Source organism: Roseateles microcysteis (assembly GCF_036880965.1).
Taxonomy (GTDB): Bacteria; Pseudomonadota; Gammaproteobacteria; order Burkholderiales; family Burkholderiaceae_C; genus JAUASW01.
This window is the reverse complement of record NZ_JBAJMV010000002.1, coordinates 655,135-676,513: the sequence shown is the minus strand read 5'-3', so window position 1 is coordinate 676,513 and position 21,379 is coordinate 655,135. Positions and strand designations below refer to the sequence as shown.

General features: G+C 66.4%; 24 protein-coding genes. 7 read left to right on the top strand and 17 right to left on the bottom strand.

Annotated elements, in window-relative coordinates; translation table 11 throughout:
• Window positions 1–16: 16 nt before the first annotated feature.
• Window positions 17–205, top strand: a complete 189-nt coding sequence (locus V3596_RS08025) for a hypothetical protein (RefSeq protein ID WP_334277154.1) — start codon at window positions 17–19, stop codon at window positions 203–205.
• Window positions 206–261: 56 nt separating this feature from the next.
• Here the strand turns inward: V3596_RS08025 and V3596_RS08020 are convergent, their stop codons facing one another.
• Genes V3596_RS08020 through V3596_RS08005 form a run of 4 tightly spaced genes read right to left on the bottom strand, consistent with a single transcriptional unit; the run spans window position 262 to window position 5,240 of the window.
• Window positions 262–708, bottom strand: coding sequence for an OsmC family protein (locus tag V3596_RS08020; RefSeq protein WP_334277153.1), 447 nt, complete (start codon window positions 706–708; stop codon window positions 262–264).
• A gap of 16 nt (window positions 709–724) precedes the next feature.
• Window positions 725–934, bottom strand: a complete 210-nt coding sequence (locus V3596_RS08015) for a YgaP family membrane protein (RefSeq protein WP_334277152.1) — start codon at window positions 932–934, stop codon at window positions 725–727.
• Window positions 931–4,158 carry an efflux RND transporter permease subunit gene (locus V3596_RS08010; protein WP_334277150.1) on the bottom strand — a complete coding sequence of 1,076 codons (3,228 nt, stop codon included), beginning with the start codon at window positions 4,156–4,158 and terminating at the stop codon, window positions 931–933. Before V3596_RS08010 ends, V3596_RS08015 begins: the two co-directional genes overlap by 4 nt.
• An 8-nt stretch (window positions 4,159–4,166) precedes the next feature.
• On the bottom strand, window positions 4,167–5,240 hold the full coding sequence (locus tag V3596_RS08005; RefSeq protein WP_334277149.1) for an efflux RND transporter periplasmic adaptor subunit: 1,074 nt from the start codon (window positions 5,238–5,240) through the stop codon (window positions 4,167–4,169).
• A gap of 176 nt (window positions 5,241–5,416) precedes the next feature.
• Here V3596_RS08005 and V3596_RS08000 point away from each other — a divergent pair, with 176 nt between their 5' ends.
• The 3 genes from V3596_RS08000 to V3596_RS07990 are packed head-to-tail and all read left to right on the top strand — an operon-like array spanning window position 5,417 to window position 6,935.
• Entirely contained in the window at window positions 5,417–5,785 is a 369-nt protein-coding gene (locus V3596_RS08000) for an ArsR/SmtB family transcription factor (protein ID WP_334277370.1), read from the top strand.
• Window positions 5,786–5,799: 14 nt separating this feature from the next.
• Window positions 5,800–6,132 carry a rhodanese-like domain-containing protein gene (locus tag V3596_RS07995; protein ID WP_334277148.1) on the top strand — a complete coding sequence of 111 codons (333 nt, stop codon included), beginning with the start codon at window positions 5,800–5,802 and terminating at the stop codon, window positions 6,130–6,132.
• Complete coding sequence (locus tag V3596_RS07990) at window positions 6,129–6,935, top strand: NUDIX hydrolase (protein WP_334277147.1); 807 nt, start codon at window positions 6,129–6,131, stop codon at window positions 6,933–6,935. Before V3596_RS07995 ends, V3596_RS07990 begins: the two co-directional genes overlap by 4 nt.
• On the opposite strand, the gene V3596_RS07985 is transcribed toward V3596_RS07990, so the two are convergent.
• The 4 genes from V3596_RS07985 to aat all read right to left on the bottom strand — a co-directional run bounded on the left by V3596_RS07985 (window position 6,918) and on the right by aat (window position 10,433).
• Window positions 6,918–7,679 (bottom strand): hypothetical protein, encoded by a 762-nt coding sequence (locus V3596_RS07985; RefSeq protein WP_334277146.1) that lies wholly within the window; start codon window positions 7,677–7,679, stop codon window positions 6,918–6,920. The genes V3596_RS07990 and V3596_RS07985 overlap by 18 nt on opposite strands.
• 11 nt (window positions 7,680–7,690) lie before the next feature.
• A complete protein-coding gene (locus V3596_RS07980; RefSeq protein WP_334277145.1) occupies window positions 7,691–8,656 on the bottom strand; it encodes a response regulator in 966 nt (321 codons plus the stop codon).
• Between the two features lie 293 nt (window positions 8,657–8,949).
• Window positions 8,950–9,687, bottom strand: a complete 738-nt coding sequence (locus V3596_RS07975) for an arginyltransferase (protein WP_334277144.1) — start codon at window positions 9,685–9,687, stop codon at window positions 8,950–8,952.
• Window positions 9,684–10,433, bottom strand: a complete 750-nt coding sequence (aat, locus tag V3596_RS07970; RefSeq protein WP_334277143.1) for a leucyl/phenylalanyl-tRNA--protein transferase — start codon at window positions 10,431–10,433, stop codon at window positions 9,684–9,686. Before aat ends, V3596_RS07975 begins: the two co-directional genes overlap by 4 nt.
• Window positions 10,434–10,461: 28 nt before the next feature.
• Between aat and V3596_RS07965 the strand changes: the two genes are divergently transcribed.
• The 3 genes from V3596_RS07965 (at window position 10,462) to V3596_RS07955 (ending at window position 12,914) form a co-directional block, all read left to right on the top strand.
• On the top strand, window positions 10,462–10,812 hold the full coding sequence (locus V3596_RS07965) for an ArsC family reductase (RefSeq protein WP_334277142.1): 351 nt from the start codon (window positions 10,462–10,464) through the stop codon (window positions 10,810–10,812).
• Window positions 10,813–10,994: 182 nt separating this feature from the next.
• Window positions 10,995–12,197: an ammonium transporter gene (locus V3596_RS07960; protein ID WP_334277141.1), complete on the top strand. Its 1,203-nt coding sequence runs from the start codon at window positions 10,995–10,997 to the stop codon at window positions 12,195–12,197.
• A gap of 33 nt (window positions 12,198–12,230) precedes the next feature.
• Window positions 12,231–12,914: a riboflavin synthase subunit alpha gene (locus V3596_RS07955; protein WP_334277140.1), complete on the top strand. Its 684-nt coding sequence runs from the start codon at window positions 12,231–12,233 to the stop codon at window positions 12,912–12,914.
• 158 nt (window positions 12,915–13,072) lie between these two features.
• Here V3596_RS07955 and V3596_RS07950 read toward each other — a convergent pair whose 3' ends face one another.
• The 9 genes from V3596_RS07950 to V3596_RS07910 all read right to left on the bottom strand — a co-directional run bounded on the left by V3596_RS07950 (window position 13,073) and on the right by V3596_RS07910 (window position 21,271).
• Window positions 13,073–14,083: a sulfate ABC transporter substrate-binding protein gene (locus V3596_RS07950; protein ID WP_334277139.1), complete on the bottom strand. Its 1,011-nt coding sequence runs from the start codon at window positions 14,081–14,083 to the stop codon at window positions 13,073–13,075.
• Between the two features lie 101 nt (window positions 14,084–14,184).
• Window positions 14,185–15,096 (bottom strand): CysB family HTH-type transcriptional regulator, encoded by a 912-nt coding sequence (locus V3596_RS07945; protein ID WP_334277138.1) that lies wholly within the window; start codon window positions 15,094–15,096, stop codon window positions 14,185–14,187.
• Window positions 15,097–15,178: 82 nt separating this feature from the next.
• Complete coding sequence (locus V3596_RS07940) at window positions 15,179–15,763, bottom strand: RBBP9/YdeN family alpha/beta hydrolase (protein WP_334277137.1); 585 nt, start codon at window positions 15,761–15,763, stop codon at window positions 15,179–15,181.
• Window positions 15,764–15,773: 10 nt separating this feature from the next.
• Complete coding sequence (locus V3596_RS07935) at window positions 15,774–15,992, bottom strand: TOBE domain-containing protein (RefSeq protein ID WP_334277136.1); 219 nt, start codon at window positions 15,990–15,992, stop codon at window positions 15,774–15,776.
• Window positions 15,993–16,505: 513 nt separating this feature from the next.
• The gene (locus V3596_RS07930) at window positions 16,506–17,429 is read right to left on the bottom strand and encodes a CysB family HTH-type transcriptional regulator (protein WP_334277135.1); all 924 of its coding nucleotides are present in this window, start codon (window positions 17,427–17,429) and stop codon (window positions 16,506–16,508) included.
• Window positions 17,430–17,436: 7 nt separating this feature from the next.
• The gene (locus V3596_RS07925) at window positions 17,437–18,495 is read right to left on the bottom strand and encodes a sulfate/molybdate ABC transporter ATP-binding protein (protein ID WP_334277134.1); all 1,059 of its coding nucleotides are present in this window, start codon (window positions 18,493–18,495) and stop codon (window positions 17,437–17,439) included.
• Window positions 18,492–19,373, bottom strand: a complete 882-nt coding sequence (gene cysW / locus V3596_RS07920; RefSeq protein WP_334277133.1) for a sulfate ABC transporter permease subunit CysW — start codon at window positions 19,371–19,373, stop codon at window positions 18,492–18,494. Before cysW ends, V3596_RS07925 begins: the two co-directional genes overlap by 4 nt.
• A complete protein-coding gene (cysT, locus tag V3596_RS07915) occupies window positions 19,373–20,254 on the bottom strand; it encodes a sulfate ABC transporter permease subunit CysT (protein ID WP_334277132.1) in 882 nt (293 codons plus the stop codon). Before cysT ends, cysW begins: the two co-directional genes overlap by 1 nt.
• Before the next feature lie 12 nt (window positions 20,255–20,266).
• Entirely contained in the window at window positions 20,267–21,271 is a 1,005-nt protein-coding gene (locus V3596_RS07910) for a sulfate ABC transporter substrate-binding protein (RefSeq protein WP_334277131.1), read from the bottom strand.
• Window positions 21,272–21,379: the final 108 nt, after the last annotated feature.

Sequence of the window (21,379 nt, the reverse complement as noted above, 5' to 3'; positions counted from 1 at the left end):
AAAGAGGTTGATCGCCATGTGGAAGCTGCTTGTGGGTTTTGTCGTTTTTGCGGCCCTCGCCCTGTTCATCCTGTCGCGCGGTGGCGATATCGACATGAGCGGTGAAAAGCATGACGTTGCCGCCCATGCGGAGCCCGCTGCCTCGGTGGCCGCGTCGGCTCCTGAGGCCGCTGCCAGCGCCGCAGCATCGGCTGCCTCGAACTGAGTTCGTCTGTGCCGCGCGATCAACGCGCGCGGCACTTTTGAGCAGCGACTGGACGGCTACTTCAGCTGAGCACCGGTCGAGTCATAGACCTGCACGGTCACCGGAATGCCTGCGGCCACGCTGCGGGTCACGGTGCAATAGTCCTCGAACGAGGCCAGCACCCTGTCCAGGTGTTGGAGCGAGCCGGCTGCGACACCGAGGCGCAAGTCGGCCTGGATGCCGAGCACGCGCACCCGGTTCTCACTGTTGCGCCCGACTTGCGCCGTGATGCGCGAGCTCAGCGGCTCGGGTGACTGCTTGTACTTGCGCAGCGCGAACAGCAACGAGTTGGACAGGCAATTGCCGACCGCCGCAGCCAGCAGTTGCACCGGCGAAGGTCCGTCTGCTCCGCCCAGCGGCGGCGGCTCGTCGGCCAGCAGCGGTGCCACGCCGTTGCCGAATTCGACTTCAAACTGATAGTCGTGCTGCTGGCGCAGCTCGATGCTGACGGTGGATTCGCTCATGGCGTTCTGTGCCTCTTCAGTTGCCGGCCTTGAGGCCGATTCGGCGCAGTATCGTCTCCATCAGACACCAGCGGCTGAAGCCGCTCTGCAGCAGGTTCACGCCGACGAAGGCGGTGAACGCAAGCCACCATGGGCTGACAAAGATCGGGCTGCCGGGAATGCCGAGGGCCAGCGAGACGAGGATGAAGCTACCGGCGATCACACGCACGAGTTGCCATGAGGTCATTGAAGTTCTCCTTGGGATGAAACAAGCAGTTCGGGGCGATGCCGGTAGGCCGTGTAGTACAGCGTCGGAATCACCACCAGGGTCAGCACGGTCGAGACCAGGATGCCGAAGATCAGTGAGATCGCGAGCCCGTTGAAGATCGGGTCGTCGAGGATGAAGAAGGCGCCCATCATCGCGGCCAGGCCGGTCAGCAGGATGGGCTGGGCCCGCGTGATGGCGGAGCTCACGATGGCCTCTTCGAATGCCATGCCGGCGCGCAGTTGCAGCTTGATGAAGTCCACCAGCAGGATGGAGTTGCGCACGATGATGCCGGCCAGCGCGATCATGCCGATCATCGAGGTGGCAGTGAACTGCGCACCCAGCAGCGCATGGCCAGGCATCACGCCGATCACGGTCAGCGGTATCGGCGCCATGATGATCAGCGGCGTGAGGTAGGAGCCGAATTGGGCCACCACCAGCAGGTAGATCAGCACCAGGCCCACGGCGTAGGCCAGGCCCATGTCGCGGAAAGTCTCGTAGGTGATCTGCCATTCACCGTCCCACTTGACCGCGTAGCTGCGCAGCGCGTCGTCGGGCTGGCGGATGAAATGCTCGTCCAGCGCGCCGCCATCAGGGCCGCGCAGCTCGGCCAGCTGCTTGCGCATGCCGAACATGCCGTAGAGCGGGCTGTCCACGGCGCCGGCCATGTCGGCCGTCACGTAGTTCACTGGCAGCAGGTCCTTGTGGTGGATGGGTTGCTCGCGCAGCGAGTCGCTGGGTCGCACCAGCTCACGCACCGGCACCAGCTTGCCGGCGGCCGTGCGCACGACCAGCGAGAGCAGGCTGTCCAGGTCTCCCTGCGCCTCGGGCGGCAGCTGGATCACTGCGGCGGCCGGATACTTGCTCTGGTCGTGCAGATAGGTCGCCGCACTGCCTGAGAACCCGGTGCGCAGCGTGGCGACGATGGCCTGCTGCGAGACGCCCAGCAGGGCGGCCTTGGGGCGATCGACCAGCAGCAGCTGGCGCGGCGCGGCGGCGATGCTGGAGTCGTCGATGTCCACCAGGCCCGCAGTTTTCGCAAAGAGTGCACGCAGTTGCCTGGCCACTTGCTGGCGGCCTTCGGCCTCGGGTCCGTAGACCTCGGCCACGATGGGCGACAGCACCGGCGGGCCCGGCGGCACTTCTACGACCTTGACGTTGGCGCCATGGCGCTGGGCAATGGCCTGCAGCTGCTGGCGCACGCGCGTGGCAATCGCATGGCTCTTGTCCTTGCGCTCATGCTTGTCGACCAGATTGACCTGCAGGTCGCCTTGCTCGGGCAGGGCGCGCAGGTAGTACTGGCGCACCAGGCCGTTGAAGTTGATCGGCGCTGCCGTGCCTGCATAGGCCTGGTAGTTCAGCACCTCGGGCACGGTGGCCAGCTCTGCGCCCAGCTCGTGCAGCACGGCGGCGGTTTTCTCCAGCGGCGTGCCGGCGGGCATGTCGAGCACGACCTGGAACTCCGACTTGTTGTCGAAGGGCAGCATCTTGAGCATCACGAGGCCCGCCGCCGGCAAGGCCAGCGAGATGGCGATCAGGCCGGCGATGGAGAGGCCCAGCAGCTTGCGATTGCGGCCGCCAGCCTGAATATCCAGCAGCGGCGTGAAGACGCGGCGGAACAGCGGCGCGAGCTTGGCCGAGAGGCCGTGCAGGGCCTCGGGGTCATGATCGCTGCCGGCGGGCAGGGCCTTCATCCACAAGCGGGCCAGCCAGGGCGTGACCACGAAGGCGATGGCCAGCGAGAGCAGCATGCCCATCGAGGCATTGATGGGGATGGGGCTCATGTACGGCCCCATCAGGCCGCTGACGAAGGCCATGGGCAGCAGGGCGGCGATCACGGTCAGCGTGGCCAGGATGGTGGGGCCACCGACCTCGTCCACAGCGCCGGGGATCAGCTTCCAGAGCGCTTGGCCCGGATGCAGCTGCTGGTGGCGGTGGATGTTCTCCACGACGACGATGGCGTCGTCCACCAGGATGCCGATCGAGAAGATCAGCGCAAACAGCGAGACCCGGTTCAGGGTGAAGCCCCAGGCCCAGGAGGCGAACAGGGTGACCGTCAGCGTCAAGAGCACGGCCGTGCCCACGATGGCGGCCTCGCGGCGGCCGAGGGCGAGGAAGACCAGGGCCACGACCGAGGCGGTGGCGAACAGCAGCTTCTGGATCAGCTTGCCGGCCTTGTCGTTGGCCGTGGCGCCGTAGTTGCGCGTCTCCTCGACGCTGATGCCATCTGGAATCACCGTGTTGTGCAGCTGGGCCACGCGCTTCATCACGTTCTCGGCCACGTCAATCGCGTTCTGGCCGGCCTGCTTGGTGATGGCGATGGAAACGGCCGGGTACTCCTTGCCCTTCTCGCCATGCCAGACATAGCGGGCCGGCGTCGGAGCTCCGTCCTCGACCCGGGCCACCTCGCGCAGGTGGACCGGCCGGCCGGCACGCACGCCGACCACCAGCTCTTCCACATCGCGGGCGGAGGCGAGGAAGGGGCCCGCCTCCAGCTGCACCGCCCGATTGCCAGCCAGCAGCTCACCGAGCGGTAAGCCGGCGTTGGCCGATTGCAGCGCCTGGCTCAGCTCCAGCACCGTGATGCCGCTGGCATTGAGCCGTTCGGCGTCGACCAGCACGCGCAGCTGCCGGCCCGGGCCGCCGAGCGTCGTCACCTCGCGTGTGCCTTTCACGCGCTTGAGCTCCAGCTCCATGCTGTGGGCCACGCGCTCCAGGTCGTAGGCACCCGTGTTGCCTTGGCGGTTGAAGAGCGTCAGGGTGACGATGGGCACGTCGTCGATGCCCTTGGGCTTGATCAGCGGCGCGCCGACGCCCAGTCCCTGCGGCAGCCAGTCGGCATTGGCATGAATGGTGTCGTAGAGACGAACCAGGGCTTCGGTGCGAGGCACGCCGACCTTGAACTGCACGGTCAGCACGGCAAGGCCGGGCTGCGACAGCGACATCACATGCTCGACACCGACGATCTGCGCCAGCACCTGCTCGGCCGGGCCGGCCACCATCTGCTCCACATCCCGGGCGCCTGCACCGGGAAAGGGGATCAGCACATTGGCCATGGTCACGTTGATCTGTGGCTCTTCCTCGCGCGGCGTCACCAGCACGGCGAAGATGCCGAGCAGCAGGGCCACAAGGGCCAGCAGCGGCGTGAGCTGCGCGCTCTGGAAGAAGGCGGCGATGCGGCCAGAGGCCCCGAGTTGGCGGGTCATGTCGGACCTCACTTCGAAAGGCGGGCCGCCAGCTGCGGCTCTGCCACCACCGATTCACCGGCCGACAAGCCGCTCAGCACCTCGACCTGCTCGCCCCGGCGTGTGCCCAGGCGCACCTGGCGCAGGATCGGCCGGCCCTTGGCATCGAGCACATAGAGCGCATCGAGCTCGGCCCTGCGCACCAGGGCGCTGGCCGGCACGATGAGCGCACTGCTGGCGTTGCCGGCATTGCTTGCGGTGCTCCGGGCTGCCACACGAGCAGACACGCGCGCGAACTGCCCGGGCACCAGACCGGCGAGCCGGGCCGGCAGGTCCAGGCGCAGCTCCTGGGTCATGGAGCCGGCGTCGACCACGGGCAGCAGCTGGCTGCGCGTGGGCTGGATGGACGCTCCCCCAGCGAGGCCGGGGATCTCGATCTGCCAGGCCGGATCGGCAGGCAGGGCGGCGGCGCTGCTCTGCGGCAAGGCGGCTGTCACGCGCAGCGCCGTGGGGTCGTAGACGGTCAGGAGCGGCCGGCCAGGCATGGCCATATCGCCAAGCATCACGGGGACCTCCGAGACGATGCCGTCATAGGGGCTGCGCACCAGGTACTGGCCACTCACCGTGCGCGCGGCGGCGGCCTGGGCGATCTGGGCGTTCAGCTGGGCGCGCGTGGACTTGAACTGGGCCTCGGCCTGGTCCAGCGCGGCCTGGCTGATGAAGCCCTTGGCGAACAGCTGCTGCTGTCGCGCGAATTCGCGCTCGGCCAATTCAAGGCCGGCACGCGCGGCGGCGGCCTGGGCCTCGCTGGCCCCGGCGCTCTGTTCGGCGCTGCGCGCATCGATCTGCAGCAGCAGCTGGCCGGCCCGCACGCGATCACCGGCCTTGACTTGCAACTGCACGATGGCGCCCGGCACCTGGGCCGATAGCACGGCCTGGCGCACTGCCTCGACCCGGCCTTCGAAACGTGCGCCCTGCAGCGCCGAGGCCTGGCCGGCCACGAAGCTCTTGAGCGCCGGTTCGGCTGCCGGGCTTGCGCTGGCCAGCAGCAGACCCAGCATGGCGGCAAGCAGCGGATGCGGGCGGAGAGGGGTCTTGCTCATGTTGTAGGTTCCGGCGTTGAATTGTTGATCTATTATTTAACCAATCATGCAAATACGCAAGTAAGCAAGCTAGAATCACCTCAAGCAAGCCGGCCTCTGGCGCGGCAAAGTGCTCGACCACAGCGTCCCATGGAGTCGCCCGCATGCCCAAGAATACGATCAACCCAGTCGCCGTGATGGAAGAGATGCCGCTGCCGGCACTCGAGAAGGTGGCCGCCTATTTCCAGGCCCTGGCCGAGCCCACGCGGCTGCGCCTGCTCAACCTGCTGCGCGGCGGCGAGCGCAATGTGGGCGAGCTGGCCCAGCTGTGCGGCTACACGGCGGCCAATGTCTCTCGCCACCTGAGCCAGCTTCAGCAGCAAGGCCTGGTCGAGCGCGAGAGCCGTGGCACCAGCGCCTATTACCGGATCGCCGATGCGGCGGTCTACGAACTCTGCGACCTGGTCTGCGGCCAGATCGCCCGCCAGTCCGAACGCCAGGCCGATGTACGGGCCGCCTTCATGGCGCCGCCGCAGGCCGCCGCCGCCTCCCGATCCAAACGCTGAACTGGGTGCCCACCATGCATATCCATGACCTGAACCTCGACCCTCCCACCGCCATGCAACTCCTGGAGCAGGGCCAGACCTGGCTGATCGACGTGCGCGAGCCCCACGAAGTGGCACGCGCGGCCTACGACCATGCGCGCGTAGTGTGCCTGCCGCTCAGCCAGCTGGAGCGCCGCCATGCCGAACTGCCTCGTGACGCCGACCTCGTGATGGCCTGTGCTGCCGGCGGTCGCAGCCAGCAGGCAATGCAGTACCTGCTGCACCAGGGCCATCAGCGTGTGCGCAACCTGGCAGGCGGCATGGGCGCCTGGCGCACCCATGGCCTGCCGGTGAAGCTGGGCGAATGAAGGCCGAGCAGCGCCTGCTGCTGCAGCGCTGCCTGGCCGGTATTGGCGAAGCCCGGCCCGCGGGCGGCCATGCGCTGCTGCTGGACGATCGTGCCATCGGCTGGCTGGACCAGCCTCGTGCGGCGTTGCTGCAGTCGCTGTGGCCGGCACTTCAGCTCGAGGGCAAGACGCTGCGCTGGCGTTCGGCCGGCCGTTCGGCCGATGCCTTGTCCGACGAGATTGGTGCCATTGCCGAAGCCTTGCGTGCGCGCGGCGAGATCAGCGGCTGGCGCAACGAGCGCTACCGCTGCGAGGCCGATGCCCGCAGCGCCGCGCGCGGCCGTGCCTTGTTCCGGCTCGAGCGTGCAGCATTCCGCTTCTTCGGCCTGCGCAGCCGCGCGGTGCATGTGAACGGCTGGACGACGGAGGGCCGCCTCGTCTGCGGTCGCCGTGCGCTGAGCAAGGCCACCGACCCCGGCGCGCTGGACAACCTGGCGGCTGGCGGCCTCCCGGCCGATGAAGCGGTGCTGGCTTGCGCGCGGCGTGAGCTGTGGGAGGAGGCGGGCCTGGCCCACGCGCAGAGCCGCCATCTCCAATGGCGCGGTCTGATCCATGCCCGCCGTATCGAGGCCGAGGGCCTGCACGATGAGCTGCTGCATGTCTACACGCTGCAATTGCCTGCAGCGTTCGAGCCGCGCAATCGCGATGGCGAGGTCAGTGAGTTCCTGAGCCTCACACCGGAGCAGCTCTGCCAGCGGCTCGCCGAGTTCAGCCCCGATGCAGCGGCCGTGGTCGCGCTGGAGCTGCTATTGCAGGGGCACTGACGAGGCCTGCTGGCGGGCGAGGGCGTCCAGGGCCAGCAGGTGGTCTTCGATGAAGTCTTTCTCGACCCGCTCACGCTGCATCAGCTGCACCTGCTCGGCCAGTTGCTGGCGCAGGCGTTCCAGCTCTCCTCGGGCGGCCTGGCCGTCGCGCTCGGCAAGGTCGGCACGCTGGTCGGCATGCCTCAGCATGTTCTTGCAATCGGCCAGCAGCGATTGGCACTGGGCCAGTTGATCCTGCAGCGTCTTGACCTGGCTGCGCTGCTGCAAGCCTTGCTCGGCGCGCGAGCGGCCGGCCTGGCGCTCGGCCTCGTCGGCTCGCTTGCGCGTGGCTTCCAGCTCGGTCAGCAGGCGGCGGCGCTGCGTGAGCAGGCGCTCCAGCTCCACCTCCTGCAGTCGCCGCCACTCCTCGTAGCCTTCGGCGCTGACGCCGTCCAGCGATTCGAGCGCGCGCAGCCGGGCGGCATCGGGTTCGGGTTCGTCGAGCTCGAAGGTCGGTGCCTGGGTCTGCAGCGGCTGGCGCTGCCAGGCCACGGCACGCTCCGCGCGCTCGATCATGCGCATCAGCTCGTGGGCCACGCCCTTGAGCTGCTGGCCGGCTTCGCGCGATTCGGCCAGCGAGTGGGCGATGTATTGCTGGCGGCGCAGCTCATGCGCATTCATCTTCAGATAGCCGGCAACGGCGATCACCATGAAGCAGCCGTTGGCGGCCAGGACGCCAACGCTGGCGAGACTTTCGAGATTCATCGCTTGCGCCCTCAGGTCAGGAAGATGCTGAGTCGGCCTTCGCCGATGCCCGGCAGGCGCAGCTCGAAATCGCTGCGGCCGTTGTTGCGTTCGATCACGGTGGCCAGCTTGTCAAAAGGCTGGCTGCTCAGCTTGGCGGCATTGAACGCCGGCACATCCGTGGACGTGCGCTTGCGCAGCTGGCCGGCGAGCGCCAGCATGAAGCGCTTGGCATGCTCGACATGGGGCTGGCTCGGCTGGCCGCGAGCGATGGACTTGCGGATGTCGTCCGGCGGATGGCCGGCGGCCATGCCGCCGATCAGGCAGACGGTGGCGGCGTCCAGCAGGCCCAGTGCATAGGCACCCTTGCGGCCGGCGCTGCTGTAGAGCGCCACCAACTGCGGGCATTGCTCGACCCAGGGGGCCTCATCGAAATGCTTGTTCAGTTCATAGCTGCGTGTGCCCAGATGCATGAAGAGCAGTTGCTGCAATTGCGCCACCGATTCGACGGCGGCCGCGCGGGCCGGGCCGGCGGCGGCAGCTTGAGGCACGGCTGCAGGCGTAGGCGCGCTCGTCGCCTTGGACGCTGGTGTGGTTTCTCCGCGCAAGCATTTCTTCACCGCGCTGCGCAGCACCCGGTCTTCGAACGGCTTGTGCAGGATGAAGGCAGCACCATTGCTGCGCGCCTGGCTGAGGCAGTCGGCTGCGGTTTCGGTGGTGATGAAGCCCACGGCCATGTCGGTGTGGCCCATCTGGCGCAGGGCCTGAAGCATCTCGATGCCGGTCACGCCCGGCATGTGCCAGTCCGAAAGCACCAGGTCGGGCCGGAAGCTGTCGACCTGGTCGAGCGCCTCGGCGCCGTTGCTGGCCGTGCGCACCTGAACCGGCTCCATGTCCCCCGATTCAAGAATGCGCCGGATGATGGCCTGGATGGCCCGACTGTCATCAACGACGAGTACCCGCCGGGGCGCTGTTTCCGCGCCTGCGTTCTGCACCATATCTGTCCGCTCCTATAGCCAGGGCTTGTGGCCCTGGACCTCATTCATTCGGAGCTCCCTGACGTCCTTGTGGCCGCCGGCTTCATGGCCGACTGGTCTCACCGAGCTCAACGACTTCTACCCTTGTCCCGTCCGCTGGTACTGCACGGTGGGGGCGTTGTGGGAGCGGAGTGTCTGACGCCTCGGCGGCTTGCGACTAAGGGTTAACGGTGCGTTTCGCGCACAAATCGATACAGCTGGCGGGAAGCGTGCGTTTTACGCACATCAAAAGGGGGTGACGCGTTGCTTTGCGCCTACGGCTGGCGCTGCCAGCGCTTGTCCACCAGCATTTCGTGCGGCTTGAAATGCGATTTGTAGGCCATCTTCTGGCTGTCGGCGATCCAGTAGCCGAGGTAGAGGTGCGAGAGGCCCAGCTCCTGGGCCTGGGCAATCTGCCACAGCACGTTGTAGGTGCCGTAGCTGGCTTCGTCGTCCGGATCGTAGAAGGTGTAGACGGCCGACAGCCCGTCCGAGAGCACGTCCAGGATGGAGACCATCTTCAGTTTGCCGAGGCCGCCGCCCTCAAGGGGCTCGCGGAACTCCACCAGCCGCGAGTTGATGCGGCTTTGCAGCAGGAACTGGGTGTACTGGTCGATGCTGTCCTGGTCCATGCCGCCGCCCGAGTGGCGGCCGGCCTGGTAGCGCAGGTAGAGCTCGTAGTGCTCCGGCATGAAGGAGAGCGCCATCACCCGCGCCACGAGACCTTCATGCGCTTTCCACGCGCGGCGCTGGCTGCGCGAGGGCTTGAAGTCGGCCACCGGCACTCGCAGGGGCACGCAGCCGTTGCAGCCGTCGCAATAGGGCCGGTAGGTGAACATGCCGCTGCGGCGAAAGCCCGCGGCCACGAGGCCGGAGTAGGCATCGGCGTGGATCAGATGGCTGGGCGTGGCCACTTGCGAACGCGCCATCCGGCCCGGCAGATAGCTGCAGGGATAGGGCGCAGTGGCATAGAACTGCAGTTGCGCCAGCGGAAGTTCTTTGAGCTTGCTCACGATGCCCCGATTCTGGCATCCAGCAAGGCCCAGTCGGCCGGGCGGAAACGCCAATCCGTCGGGGTGGGCTCAGCAACGGTGCGCTCGAGATGGGCCTCGAACTCGGCGCGCGGCCGCTCCCGTGCGCCGAGCGAAGCCAGATGGCCGGTGTTCTGCTGGCAGTCGATCCAGCGGATGCCGTGGCGCCGGCACAGGCAGATCAGGGCGGCCATGGCGATCTTGGAGGCGTCGGTGCGGCGCATGAACATCGACTCGCCATAGAACATCAAACCGAGGTTGACGCCGTAGAGGCCGCCGACCAGCTCGCCGCCCGTCCAGGTCTCGATGCTGTGCAGCAGGCCCAGCCGGGCGAGTCGCATATAGGCCTGCTGCATCTCGGGCAGGATCCAGGTGCCGTTCTGGCCCTCTCGCGGGCTGCTGGCGCAGGCCGCCAGCACGGCTGGCGTGGCGCTGTCCACCCGGATCTCGCAGGCCGGGTCGAGCGCGAAATGCTGCAAGGTCTTGCGCAAGGAGCGAGAGAGCTTGAACTCATCGACCTGCATCACCATGCGCGGGTCGGTGCTCCACCAGAGGACGGGCTGGCCCTCGCCGTACCAGGGGAAGATGCCGCGCGAGTAGGCCAGTTTCAGCCGCTCGGGAGAGAGGTCGCCGCCGGCAGCCAAGAGGCCCGGCGCGTCGCTCTCCGGGCCCAGGGCCATCGAGGTGGGAGGGAAGTCCAGGTCGCGCTCGTCCAGCCAGGGAATCATGGGCGCCGATGGTAACGTTCGCTCCATCATGACGATCACCCTTTATGGCATTCCCAATTGCGACACGGTCAAGCGCGCCCGCCAGTGGCTGGACGCGGCGGGCCTGGCCTACCAGTTCCATGACTTCAAGAAGGCCGGCGTACCCGACGCCGAGCTCCAGCGCTGGCTGGCCGAGCTGGGCTGGGAGAAGGTGATCAACCGCAACGGCACCAGCTGGCGCAAGCTGGACGAGGCGCAGAAGGCGGCCGTCGTCGATGCGCCCAGCGCTGCGGCGATAGCGCACGAGCAGCCCAGCGTGATCAAGCGGCCGGTCGTGCAATGGGCCGATGGCCGGCTCAGCATCGGCTTCAACGAGGCGCTGTTCGACGCCCACCGCTGAGGCGAATTCGCCTTGATGGTGCGATTCGCGCACCGCAATGAACCATTGCGCATTTCCTTGGTGCATATTGGCTCGCAAATCCATGCCCCAAGCTGGGCACTGTTCTTGCTGATTTGGTGCGTCCGTTCACGCGCGCGGTGCATGAGGCATCGCGGTGGTGGGCGGCTGCAGCGAGAGCCCCCATGGAGAACTTCAAGCACAGCGCCGACGCGTTGTTCATCCTGCTCGGCGCCATCATGGTGCTGGCCATGCATGCCGGATTCGCCTTCCTCGAGCTGGGCACGGTGCGCAAGAAGAACCAGGTCAATGCCCTGGTCAAGATCCTGGTGGACTTCGCGGTCTCCACGGTCGCCTACTTCCTGTGCGGCTACACCGTGGCCTATGGCGTGCACTTCTTTACCGGTGCCGAAACGCTGGCCGCGAGGAACGGCTACGAGCTGGTCAAGTTCTTCTTCCTGCTGACCTTCGCGGCGGCCATTCCCGCCATCGTCTCCGGCGGCATCGCCGAGCGGGCCCGCTTCGGCCCGCAGCTGATGGCCACGGCCGTCATCGTCGGCCTCATCTACCCGCTGTTCGAAGGCGTGGCCTGGAACCAGGCCTTCGGCATCCAGCCCTGGCTGAAGGCCACCTTTGGCGCCGAGTTCCACGACTTCGCCGGCTCGGTGGTCGTGCATGCGGTGGGCGGCTGGATCGGCCTCGCGGCCGTGCTGCTGCTCGGCCCGCGCGCCAACCGCTATCGCAAGGACGGCGCCATCAGCGCCCATCCGCCGTCCAGCATTCCCTTCCTGGCGCTCGGTGCCTGGGTGCTGGCCGTGGGCTGGTTCGGCTTCAACGTGATGAGCGCGCAGACGCTGGACAAGATCTCCGGCCTGGTGGCCGTCAATTCGCTGATGGCCATGGTTGGCGGCACGCTGGCGGCCGTGCTGATGGGCCGCAACGACCCGGGCTTCGCCTACAACGGCCCGCTCGCCGGCCTCGTGGCCGTGTGCGCCGGTTCCGACGTGATGCATCCTCAGGGCGCGCTGGTCGTGGGCGCGGTGGCCGGTGCCATCTTCGTCAAGATGTTCACACTGACGCAGAACCGCTGGAAGATCGACGACGTGCTGGGCGTCTGGCCATTGCACGGCCTGTGCGGTGCCTGGGGTGGCATTGCCTGCGGCATCTTCGGCAGCACGGCCGGCGGCGGCATCGGCGGCGTCAGCTTCATGTCGCAACTGCTGGGCACGCTGCTGGGTGTGGCCTGGGCCCTGGCCGGCGGCTTCGCCGTGTATGGCGCGATCAAGCTTTTCTTCGGGCTGCGGCTCTCGGCCGAGGAGGAGTTCGAGGGCGCCGACCTCAGCATCCACAAGATCGGCTCGACGCCGGATCGCGAGGTCAGCTGGTAAGCTTTGCCGCCCCAGTTTCAAGAGCTCGCATCCATGTTCACCGGCATCGTCCAGGGCCTCGCCAGCGTTTCCGCCATCACCGAGCGCCCCGGCTTGCGCACGTTCACGCTGCAGTTCCCGTCCGGCTTTTGCGAGGGCCTGGAGATTGGCGCCAGCGTCGCTTCGGACGGCGTCTGTCTCACGGTCACGCAGTTGCATGAGGGCGACCGCGCCGACTTCGATGTGATGCAGCAGAGCCTGAACCTGACGACGCTATCCGGCCTGACGCAGGGCAGCCGCATCAACGTGGAGCGCGCGGCGCGCGATGGCGCCGAGATCGGCGGCCATCCGCTCTCGGGCCACGTGGACTTCATGGCCCGCGTCGAGAGCATCCGCCGTCCCGAGAACAACCATGTGCTGCGTGTCAAAGTGCCCGCGCCCTGGATGCGCTACATCTTCGCCAAGGGCTACATCGCGGTGAACGGCGCCAGCCTCACCGTGGCCGAGGCCGGCCGCAACGCGGATGGTTCGGGCTGGTTCGAGGTCTGGCTGATCCCCGAGACCTTGCGCATGACCAGCTTCGGTGAGAAGGACGTGGGTGCGGCTCTGAACATCGAGATCGAGCGCCAGACCCAGGTGCTGGTGGACACCGTGCGTGCCACCGTCGAGGAAAGACTGGGGCCCTTGCTGCCGGCGCTGGAGAAGCTGCTGGCGGAGCAGGGGCTGCACCTGGGCTAAGGCCTTGCTGGGGGCTTCAGTCCTTGGCTCGCAGCACATGGTTCAGGGCCTGTGCGTCGACCTCAGCGGCTGTTGCCTGTACGCGCTGAACGAACTCGTCGAGACCGCGCGCCCGGTCGGCCGGGCTCGGGCGGCCTTCTCTTGGCGGATGAATGGGCTTACTTGCCCGGCGTGTAGATCTGGTCGAACAGGCCGCCGTCGGAGAAGTGCGTCTTCTGGGCGGTGCGCCAGCCGCCGAACACCTCATCGACCGTGATCAGCTTGACCGCAGCGAACTGCTTGCTGTATTTGGCGGCCACCTTGGCATCACGCGGACGGTAGTAGTGCTTGGCGGCGATTTCCTGGCCTTCCGGGGTGTAGAGATATTCCAGATAGGCCTGGGCCTGCTTGCGTGTCCCCTTCTTGTCGACGTTCTTGTCCACCACGGCCACCGGCGGCTCGGCCAGGATGGACAGGCTGGGCGTCACGATCTCGAACTTGTCCGGGCCCAGTTCCTTGGTGGCCAGGTAGGCCTCGTTCTCCCAGGAGATCAGCACGTCGCCGATGCCGCGTTCGGTGAAGGTGGTCAGCGAGCCGCGAGCTCCGGAATCCAGCACCTTGGTGTTGCTGTAGATCTGCTTGACGAAGGCCTTGGCCGAGTCGGAATTGCCACCGGGTTGCTGCAGGGCGAAGCCCCAGGCAGCCAGGTAGTTCCAGCGGGCGCCGCCGGAGGTCTTTGGATTGGGCGTCACCACCTCGACGCCCGGACGTGCCAGGTCGGTCCAGTTCCTGATGCCCTTGGGGTTGCCCTTGCGGACCAGGAACACGATGGTCGAGGTGTAGGGGCTGGCGTTGCTTGGCAGGCGCTTCTGCCAGTCGGCCGGGATCAGTTTGCCGTTGTCATGCAGCGCGTCGATGTCGTAGGCCAAGGCCAGCGTCACCACGTCGGCATCCAGGCCATCGATCACCGAACGGGCCTGCTTGCCCGAGCCGCCATGCGACTGCTTGACCGTGAGGTCCTCGCCGGTCTTGGCCTTCCATTGCTTGGTGAAGGCGGCATTGAAGTCCTGGTAGAGCTCGCGGGTCGGGTCGTAGGAGACGTTGAGCAGGGCGGTGCCGGCATGGGCGGTGCCGGAGAGCAGGGCGGCGGCCGCCAGAAGGCCGCCAATCAGGGTACGTGTAGCTTTCATGGTCCTCGTCAGCAAGGTTAGGAAGGGGATGTTCGAACTGTAGGAAGCACGGCTGCAGCCGTGAACCAAGAAGTTCTGCTTTGCTTTTTCTTCAGCTCGCTTCAGCGGGCCTCATCAACGGCTCGGCGGTTCAGCGGTGGCGCGAAGGTCTCGATGAAGCTGTAGGCGTAGTCACGCAGATAGGCGTCACGGCGCAAGGCCAGGCGGGTCATGTTGTCGGCGAACAGATGGCGCGCATCGATGGCATGCAGATGCGCGTCGCGTTCCTCGTCGTAGGCGATCGAGGCCACGATGCCCACGCCTATGCCCAGCTCTACATAGGTCTTGATGACGTCGGCATCCATGGCCGAGAGCACCACCTTGAGCGGCAGCCCGGCTTGGGCAAACGCGGCGTCGATATGCGCGCGGCCGGTGTAGCCGACCTCATAGGTGATGATGGGATAGGCCGCCAGTCGCTCCAGCGTCAGCTCACCCATCGAGAGCTCGTGGCCCAGTGGCAGGATCACGCTGTGCGTCCAGCGGTAGCAGGGCAGGGCCAGGAGCTCTTCGTGCAGCGCGAGTGCTTCAGTGGCAATGCCGATGTCGGCCTCGCCGTCCAGCAAGAGGCGCGCGACCTGCTGAGGCGAGCCTTGCTGGAATTGCAACTCCACCTCGGGATGCTGGGCGCGGAAATCGCGCACCACCGGCGGCAGTGCGTAGCGGGCCTGGCTGTGGGTGGCAGCGATGCGCAAAGTGCCGCTGTCGGCGCGAGCGAAGTCGGCGCCGGCGCGCTTCAGGTTCTCTGCATGCAGGAGCAGTTGCTCGACGATGGGCAAGACCTGGCGTCCCGGCTCGGTCAGCCCGGTCAGTCGCTTGCCGCTGCGGTGGAAGATGGCGATGCCCAGCTCGTCCTCCAGCTCGCGGATCTGGCGGCTCACGCCGGGTTGCGAGGTGTGCAGGGCTTGCGCCACATCGGTCAGGTTGAAACCGCGACGCTGGGTCTCGCGGACGGATCGGAGTTGTTGGAAATTCACTGAAGGCTCGCTGTCTTATTCGTTTTGCATTTTTGCGAGCGAGCCCTGATCTGTCCTCCAAGAAATACTGCTGAGCATTTCCTCACAAGCCGAATTGCCATTCCCGAAAATCCGCATGCAGCGGTCGCTGCTCCCGCGCGGCACGCGAGCGCGCCGCCTCGACCCAGCGCTTGGCCAGTGGAAAGGGACCGAAGCCCGACTCGGCGTTGATGTGGCCGACGTCGCCGAGGTTGCTGTAGCTGGCTCCCCAGCGTGTGGCCCAGCGCAAGGCGCTGCTGGCGCTCATCCAGGGGTCGCTCTGGCTGGCGATCACGCTGACCGAGCGGTCCAGGCGGCCGTGCGGCAGACTTTCCGCGAGGCCGAAGCGGTCCGGTTCGGCCGGCGCCACCAGCAAGGCGCTGCGAATCGGCGAGTCGGGTTGGTCGGCCAGGTGGCGAGCCAGCGCCAGGCATCCGAAACTGTGTGCCACGGCAATCCATTCATGCGCATCGCCGGCATGCTCCAGCGTTCGCTGGATGCGGTCGGCCCAGCGCTCAAGATCGGGCGATGCAAAGTCGCGCTGTTGTACCCGCCGCGAGTCGCGGTATTGCTGCTGCAGCCAGCTCTGCCAATGGGTGGGACCGCTGTCGCGCAGGCCGGGGATGATCAGCAATCGAGGCGTCTTCATGGCGCTCGCCTCACAGCGTGGCGATCGAGACCTCGGTCGACTTGACCAGGGCCACGACTTCCTTGCCGGGCACGAGACCCAGCTCCTTGACCGAGCGGGTGGTGATCACCGAGGTGACGATGAGGCCGCTGGGCGTCAGCACGTCGACCTCGGAGACGACCGGGCCTTCGATGACTTCCTTGATCGTGCCGCGGAACTGGTTGCGGACATTGATGGCGGTGATGCTCATGGCAGGACTCCTGATGCGCTCGTGGCTGATGAAGAAGCCTCTAGCGTAGGAGTGGCGCGTCTCGCGGAGAACGACGCGTTTCGCACCTGCTTAGGCGCTCGGCGCATATGGGGCACCGCCCACCCAGATGGCCGTGTTCGGCACGTTGCGGACTCTTGCCTTCTTCCTCGAAGGTACGTCGAAGATCAGGCCGCCAGCGGGCACCCCTTCGCTCCTGTCCCCCGTCACCGGCCTGCGGCCGGCGCCTCCTCCTTTACCTCGCTGCGGGGCACCCACTGCCGTCCTGCTCCGCACCACCGTGGCCTGCGCCGGGTGGCAGGCGCAGGTTCGGCCGAGGGCGTCGGGTGAGGGTTTGGGCGAGGTAAAGGAGGAGGATCGGGCGAAGCCCGGTCCGGGGGACAGGAGCACAAGCCCTCACCCGATGGCCTCGGCAGCGCGAAAGAAGGAAACAGCGTGTGGCTGCTATGTGCCGGTTGCCGTCCCCTGAAAATCGGCGATGAACCGATTGCCAGCTCAGGCCTCGGTGCCCAGCGCCTCGCGAACCGCGTCCTCGGTCAGCTCGGCCACGCATTCCTGCAGGAAGCGGTAGGCATAGCCGCGCAGGTAGTGGCCGCGCTTGAGGGCCAGGTGCGTGGTGTTGGAGGGGAACAGATGCCCGGCGTTCAACAGCACGAGGCCGGCATCGCGCTGCGGTTCGAAAGCCATCGATGCGACGATGCCGATGCCCAGGCCCACCTGCACATAGGTCTTGATCACGTCGGCATCGAGTGCCGACATCACGATGTCCGGAGCCAGGCCGGCTGCCGCAAAGGTCGCGTCAATTCGACCGCGGCCCGTGTAGCCCTCGTGATAGGTGATCAGAGGCTGTTCGGCCAGCAGCTCCAGCGTCAGGTCCTGTGCGGCCAGCGCATGACCGGTCGGCACGACGACCGCATGCTGCCAGTCGTAGAACGGGAAGGTCACGAAGGCGGGGTTCTGGTCCAGCGCCTCGGTGGCGATGCCGATGTCGGCCTGGCCGGCCTGCAGCAGTTCGACGATCTCCGCTGGGTTCGCCTGCAGAAGCACGAGGTGCACCTTGGGGAACGCAGCCTTGAAGCGCGCCACCACCTGCGGCAAGGCATAACGGGCCTGCGTGTGCGTGGTGGCGATGGTCAGCTGGCCCACCTCCGCGTCGGCGAACTGATCGGCCAGTCGCTTGATGTTCCTGGCGTCCAGCAGCATGCGCTCGACGATGACCGCCAGCTCCTTGCCAGGTGCAGTCAGGCCCAGCAGGCGCTTGCCGCGCCGCACGAACAGCTCCACGCCCAATTCATCTTCCAGGTCCTTGATGTGCTTGGACACACCGGACTGCGAGGTGAACAGCGCATTGGCTACCTCGGTCAGGTTGAAGTTCTGCTGGACCGCCTCCCGGATGATGCGGAGTTGCTGGAAGTTCATGATTTTCTCAAGCCGCCGCGGCTTCAAACACGCTGAGGCGTGAGGTGTTCAATCGAACCAATTGACCGCTTTGCAGATTCAAGGCCAGCGCCTGTTCACGGCTCAGTTCGGCTTCCAGCGGCTGGCCGTCACGGCCAGTCAGTTCGACACGGGCCGCAGCGCCGAAGCTCAGGACGCGTTCAACCGTTGCCAAGAGGCCGTCAGCCGTCGGGTCGGTGTGGATCTGGATCTCGTGCGGGCGGGCATAGGCCTGCACCGCGCCGCTGCTGATCTGGCCACTGCCGCTGACCAGCTGCTGGTCGCCGACATGGATGATGCCGCCGTCAGCCCGGCCCTCGAAGCGGTTCACCGCGCCGAGGAAGCCGTAGACGAAGGGCGTGGCCGGGTGCTCGTAGACCTCTTGCGGCGAGCCGACCTGCTCAACCTTGCCATGATCCATCAGCACCACGCGGTCGGCCACTTCCAGCGCTTCTTCCTGGTCATGCGTGACGAAGATGCTGGTGATGTGCAGCTCGTCATGCAGGCGGCGCAGCCAGCGGCGCAGTTCCTTGCGGACCTTGGCGTCCAGTGCACCGAAGGGCTCGTCCAGCAGCAGCACGCGCGGCTCCACAGCCAGGGCGCGTGCCAGGGCGATGCGCTGACGCTGGCCGCCAGAGAGTTGCGGCGGATAGCGGTCGGCCAGCCAGTCGAGCTGCACCAGCTTCAGGAGGTCGTGTACCTTGCGGCGGATTTCGATCTCGGACGGCCGCTGGCCGCGCGGCTTGACGCGCAGGCCGAAGGCCACGTTCTCGAACACCGTCATGTGGCGGAACAGCGCGTAGTGCTGGAACACGAAGCCGACCTGGCGCTCGCGCACATGGGTGTCGGAGGCGTCTTCGCCATCGAGCAAGACCTGGCCCCGGTCGGCCGTTTCCAGGCCGGCAATGATGCGCAAGAGCGTGGTCTTGCCGCAGCCCGAGGGGCCGAGCAGCGCGACCAGTTCGCCGGTGGGGAAATCCAGCGTGACGTCGCCCAGTGCGGTGAAGGCGCCGAAGCTCTTGTGGATGTTCTTGACCTGGATGCTCATGGCGCTTCCTTGACTTGGGCGTGGGCACGCCATTCGACAAACTGTTTGAGAACGAGTGTCACCAGCGCGAGCAGCGCCAGCAGCGATGCCACAGCGAAGGCCGCCGCGAACTGGTACTCGTTGTAGAGAATTTCAACGTGCAGGGGCAGTGTGTTCGTCATGCCGCGGATGTGGCCGGAGACCACCGACACCGCACCGAACTCGCCCATGGCGCGCGCATTGCAAAGGATCACGCCGTAGAGCAGGCCCCACTTCACATTCGGCAGGGTCACGCGCCAGAAGGTCTGCCAGCCCGAGGCACCCAGCACCGTGGCGGCTTCTTCCTCGTCGCGGCCTTGGGCCTGCATCAAGGGGATCAGTTCGCGGGCGATGAAGGGGAAGGTCACGAACACCGTTGCCAGCACGATGCCGGGCACGGCGAACACGATCTTCCAGTCATGTTCCTGCAACCAGGGCCCGAACCAGCCTTGCGCGCCAAAGAGCAGCACATAGATCAGGCCGGCGACCACGGGTGAAACCGAGAATGGCAGGTCGATCAGCGTGATCAGCAGTTGTTTGCCGCGGAAGTCATGCTTGGCAATCGCCCAGGCGGCGCTGACGCCGAACACCAGATTGACCGGCACCGAAATGGCTGCGGCGATCAGCGTCAGCTTCATCGCCGAGAGCGCATCGGTCTCGACCAGCGCCGCGAAATAAACATCCCAACCCTTGCGCAGCGCCTCGCTGAAAACAGCGATCAGCGGCAGCAGCAGAAAGAGGGCGAAGAATGAGAGTCCCAGGCCCAGGAGGGTCCAGCGCACCCAGGGCTGCTCACGCGTGGCCGGGTTGCTTTGGTAGCGACCTTGCGGTCGCGCGGAAATGGAGAGGGCGGTGGACATTACTTGCGGCCCTCCTGGCCATTGCGCTTGGAGCTCCACGCTTGCAGGCCGTTGATGCCCAGGAGCAGCGTGAACGAGAAGATCAGCATCACCGCGGCTATGGCAGTGGCGCCGGTGTAGTCGTATTGCTCCAGCTTGGAGATGATCATCAAGGGCGTGATTTCGCTGACCATGGGCAGGTTGCCGGCAATGAAAATCACCGAGCCGTACTCACCCACAGCGCGTGCGAATGCCAGCGCAAAGCCGGTCAGCAGGGCCGGGGTCAGTGTGGGCAGCACCACCAGGCGGAAGGTCTGCCAGCGGTGCGCACCCAGCGAAGCGGCCGCTTCTTCCAGCTCGGTTTCCATGTCCTCCAGCACCGGCTGCACCGTGCGCACGATGAAGGGCAGGCCGATGAAGATCAGCGCGACCAGGATCCCGAGCGGCGTGAACGCCACCTTGATGCCGAGCGGCTCCAGCCACTGGCCCATCCAGCCGTTCTTGGCGTAGAGGGCGGTCAGCGCGATGCCGGCCACGGCCGTAGGCAGGGCGAAAGGCAGGTCGATCAGCGCGTCCACCAGCTTCTTTCCCGGAAACTCATAGCGCACCAGGCTCCAGGCCAGGATCAAGCCGAAGACCAGGTTGATCGAGGCGGCCAGCAGCGAGGCGCCGAAGCTCAGCTTGTACGAGGCGATCACGCGCGGCGCGGTGGCCGCGGCCCAGAATGCATCGAAGCCATGGCCGGCCGACTTGATGAAGACCGCCGAGAGCGGGATCAGCACCAGCAGCGAGAGATAGAAGAGCGTGAAGCCCATGGTCGGGCCGAAGCCCGGCAGCACGCGGCGGCGCTTGCGTTTTTGGACTGGTGCGGCGAGGGGCGCACTGAGCACTGCAGTGGTCATTTCTAGGCTCGATCAGCGCTTGATATTGGCCACGATCTGGTCGTACTGGCCGCCATCGGCAAAGTGCTGCTTGCTGATCTGAGCCCAACCGCCCAGCACCTGGTCGACGCTGAACAGCTTGATGTCGGCAAAACGCTGGGCATGGCGCTTGAACACGGCCGGGTCGCGCGGGCGGAAGTTGTTCTTCGCAATCAGCTCCTGGGCTTCGGGCGTGTACAGGAAGTCCAGATAGGCCTTGGCGGCGGCGGTCGTGCCCTTCTTGGCAGCCACCTTGTCGACCAGGGCCACCGGTGCATCGGCCTCGATCGACACCTTGGGGTTGACCACGTCGAACAGGCCCTTGCCGAACTCGTTCTCGATCAGCTCGGCCTCGGATTCAAAGGTCAGCAGCACGTCACCCATGTTGCGCTGGGTGAAGGTCGTGGTCGCGCCGCGGCCGCCGCCGTCCAGCACCGGCACATTGGCGAGGATCTTGCTCACGAGCTCGCGGGCCTGCGCCTCGCTGCCGCCATTGGCAATCACGCTGCCCCAGGCGGCGAGATAGCTGTAGCGGCCGTTGCCCGAGGTCTTGGGGTTGGGGATGATGACGCTGGTGCCCGGCTTGGCCAGGTCGGCCCAGTCCTTGATGCCCTTGGGGTTGCCCTTGCGGACCAGGAACAGGATGGTGGAGCTGTAGGGCGCGGCGCCATTGGGGAAGCGCTTGCGCCAGTCGGCCGGCGTCAGGCCCTTCTCGGCCAGGGCATCGATGTCGGTCGCCTGGTTCATCGTCACCACATCGGCTTCCATGCCGCCGATCACCGCGCCGATCTGCTTGCTGGAACCGCCATGCGACTGGTTGATCGTCAGCGTGTGGCCGGTCCTGGCCTTCCAGGCCGCGGCAAAGGCGGGGTTGACCTGCTTGTAGAGCTCGCGGCTGACGTCGTAGGACGCATTCAGCAGCACGCTTTCGGCGGTCTGGGCCATGGCGGCGCCAAAGGTCAGCAGGCTGGCTAGTGACAGGATCGAGGTGCGAAGCATGGCGGGCAAGAGTGGGCTTGAGAAGGCCCGCATCCTGCCCGCCATTGCATATTCACCAAACGACAGTTTTTGTATTTGCTTATCTGGAATAAGCAAATCACTCGGCCG

What these genes read in the sequence shown, in the direction of transcription:
- V3596_RS07960 (WP_334277141.1), top strand. Translation starts at nt 10,995, where the DNA reads ATGGAGAACTTCAAGCACAGCGCCGACGCGTTGTTCATCCTGCTCGGC.
- V3596_RS08000 (WP_334277370.1), top strand. Translation starts at nt 5,417, where the DNA reads ATGGAAGAGATGCCGCTGCCGGCACTCGAGAAGGTGGCCGCCTATTTC.
- V3596_RS07910 (WP_334277131.1), bottom strand. Translation starts at nt 21,271, where the DNA reads ATGCTTCGCACCTCGATCCTGTCACTAGCCAGCCTGCTGACCTTTGGC.
- V3596_RS07980 (WP_334277145.1), bottom strand. Translation starts at nt 8,656, where the DNA reads ATGGTGCAGAACGCAGGCGCGGAAACAGCGCCCCGGCGGGTACTCGTC.
- V3596_RS07990 (WP_334277147.1), top strand. Translation starts at nt 6,129, where the DNA reads ATGAAGGCCGAGCAGCGCCTGCTGCTGCAGCGCTGCCTGGCCGGTATT.
- V3596_RS08020 (WP_334277153.1), bottom strand. Translation starts at nt 708, where the DNA reads ATGAGCGAATCCACCGTCAGCATCGAGCTGCGCCAGCAGCACGACTAT.
- V3596_RS07950 (WP_334277139.1), bottom strand. Translation starts at nt 14,083, where the DNA reads ATGAAAGCTACACGTACCCTGATTGGCGGCCTTCTGGCGGCCGCCGCC.
- V3596_RS08005 (WP_334277149.1), bottom strand. Translation starts at nt 5,240, where the DNA reads ATGAGCAAGACCCCTCTCCGCCCGCATCCGCTGCTTGCCGCCATGCTG.
- V3596_RS08010 (WP_334277150.1), bottom strand. Translation starts at nt 4,158, where the DNA reads ATGACCCGCCAACTCGGGGCCTCTGGCCGCATCGCCGCCTTCTTCCAG.
- V3596_RS08025 (WP_334277154.1), top strand. Translation starts at nt 17, where the DNA reads ATGTGGAAGCTGCTTGTGGGTTTTGTCGTTTTTGCGGCCCTCGCCCTG.
- V3596_RS07935 (WP_334277136.1), bottom strand. Translation starts at nt 15,992, where the DNA reads ATGAGCATCACCGCCATCAATGTCCGCAACCAGTTCCGCGGCACGATC.
- V3596_RS07965 (WP_334277142.1), top strand. Translation starts at nt 10,462, where the DNA reads ATGACGATCACCCTTTATGGCATTCCCAATTGCGACACGGTCAAGCGC.
- V3596_RS07995 (WP_334277148.1), top strand. Translation starts at nt 5,800, where the DNA reads ATGCATATCCATGACCTGAACCTCGACCCTCCCACCGCCATGCAACTC.
- V3596_RS08015 (WP_334277152.1), bottom strand. Translation starts at nt 934, where the DNA reads ATGACCTCATGGCAACTCGTGCGTGTGATCGCCGGTAGCTTCATCCTC.
- cysT (WP_334277132.1), bottom strand. Translation starts at nt 20,254, where the DNA reads ATGACCACTGCAGTGCTCAGTGCGCCCCTCGCCGCACCAGTCCAAAAA.
- V3596_RS07940 (WP_334277137.1), bottom strand. Translation starts at nt 15,763, where the DNA reads ATGAAGACGCCTCGATTGCTGATCATCCCCGGCCTGCGCGACAGCGGT.
- V3596_RS07955 (WP_334277140.1), top strand. Translation starts at nt 12,231, where the DNA reads ATGTTCACCGGCATCGTCCAGGGCCTCGCCAGCGTTTCCGCCATCACC.
- cysW (WP_334277133.1), bottom strand. Translation starts at nt 19,373, where the DNA reads ATGTCCACCGCCCTCTCCATTTCCGCGCGACCGCAAGGTCGCTACCAA.
- V3596_RS07985 (WP_334277146.1), bottom strand. Translation starts at nt 7,679, where the DNA reads ATGAATCTCGAAAGTCTCGCCAGCGTTGGCGTCCTGGCCGCCAACGGC.
- V3596_RS07930 (WP_334277135.1), bottom strand. Translation starts at nt 17,429, where the DNA reads ATGAACTTCCAGCAACTCCGCATCATCCGGGAGGCGGTCCAGCAGAAC.
- V3596_RS07925 (WP_334277134.1), bottom strand. Translation starts at nt 18,495, where the DNA reads ATGAGCATCCAGGTCAAGAACATCCACAAGAGCTTCGGCGCCTTCACC.
- aat (WP_334277143.1), bottom strand. Translation starts at nt 10,433, where the DNA reads ATGATTCCCTGGCTGGACGAGCGCGACCTGGACTTCCCTCCCACCTCG.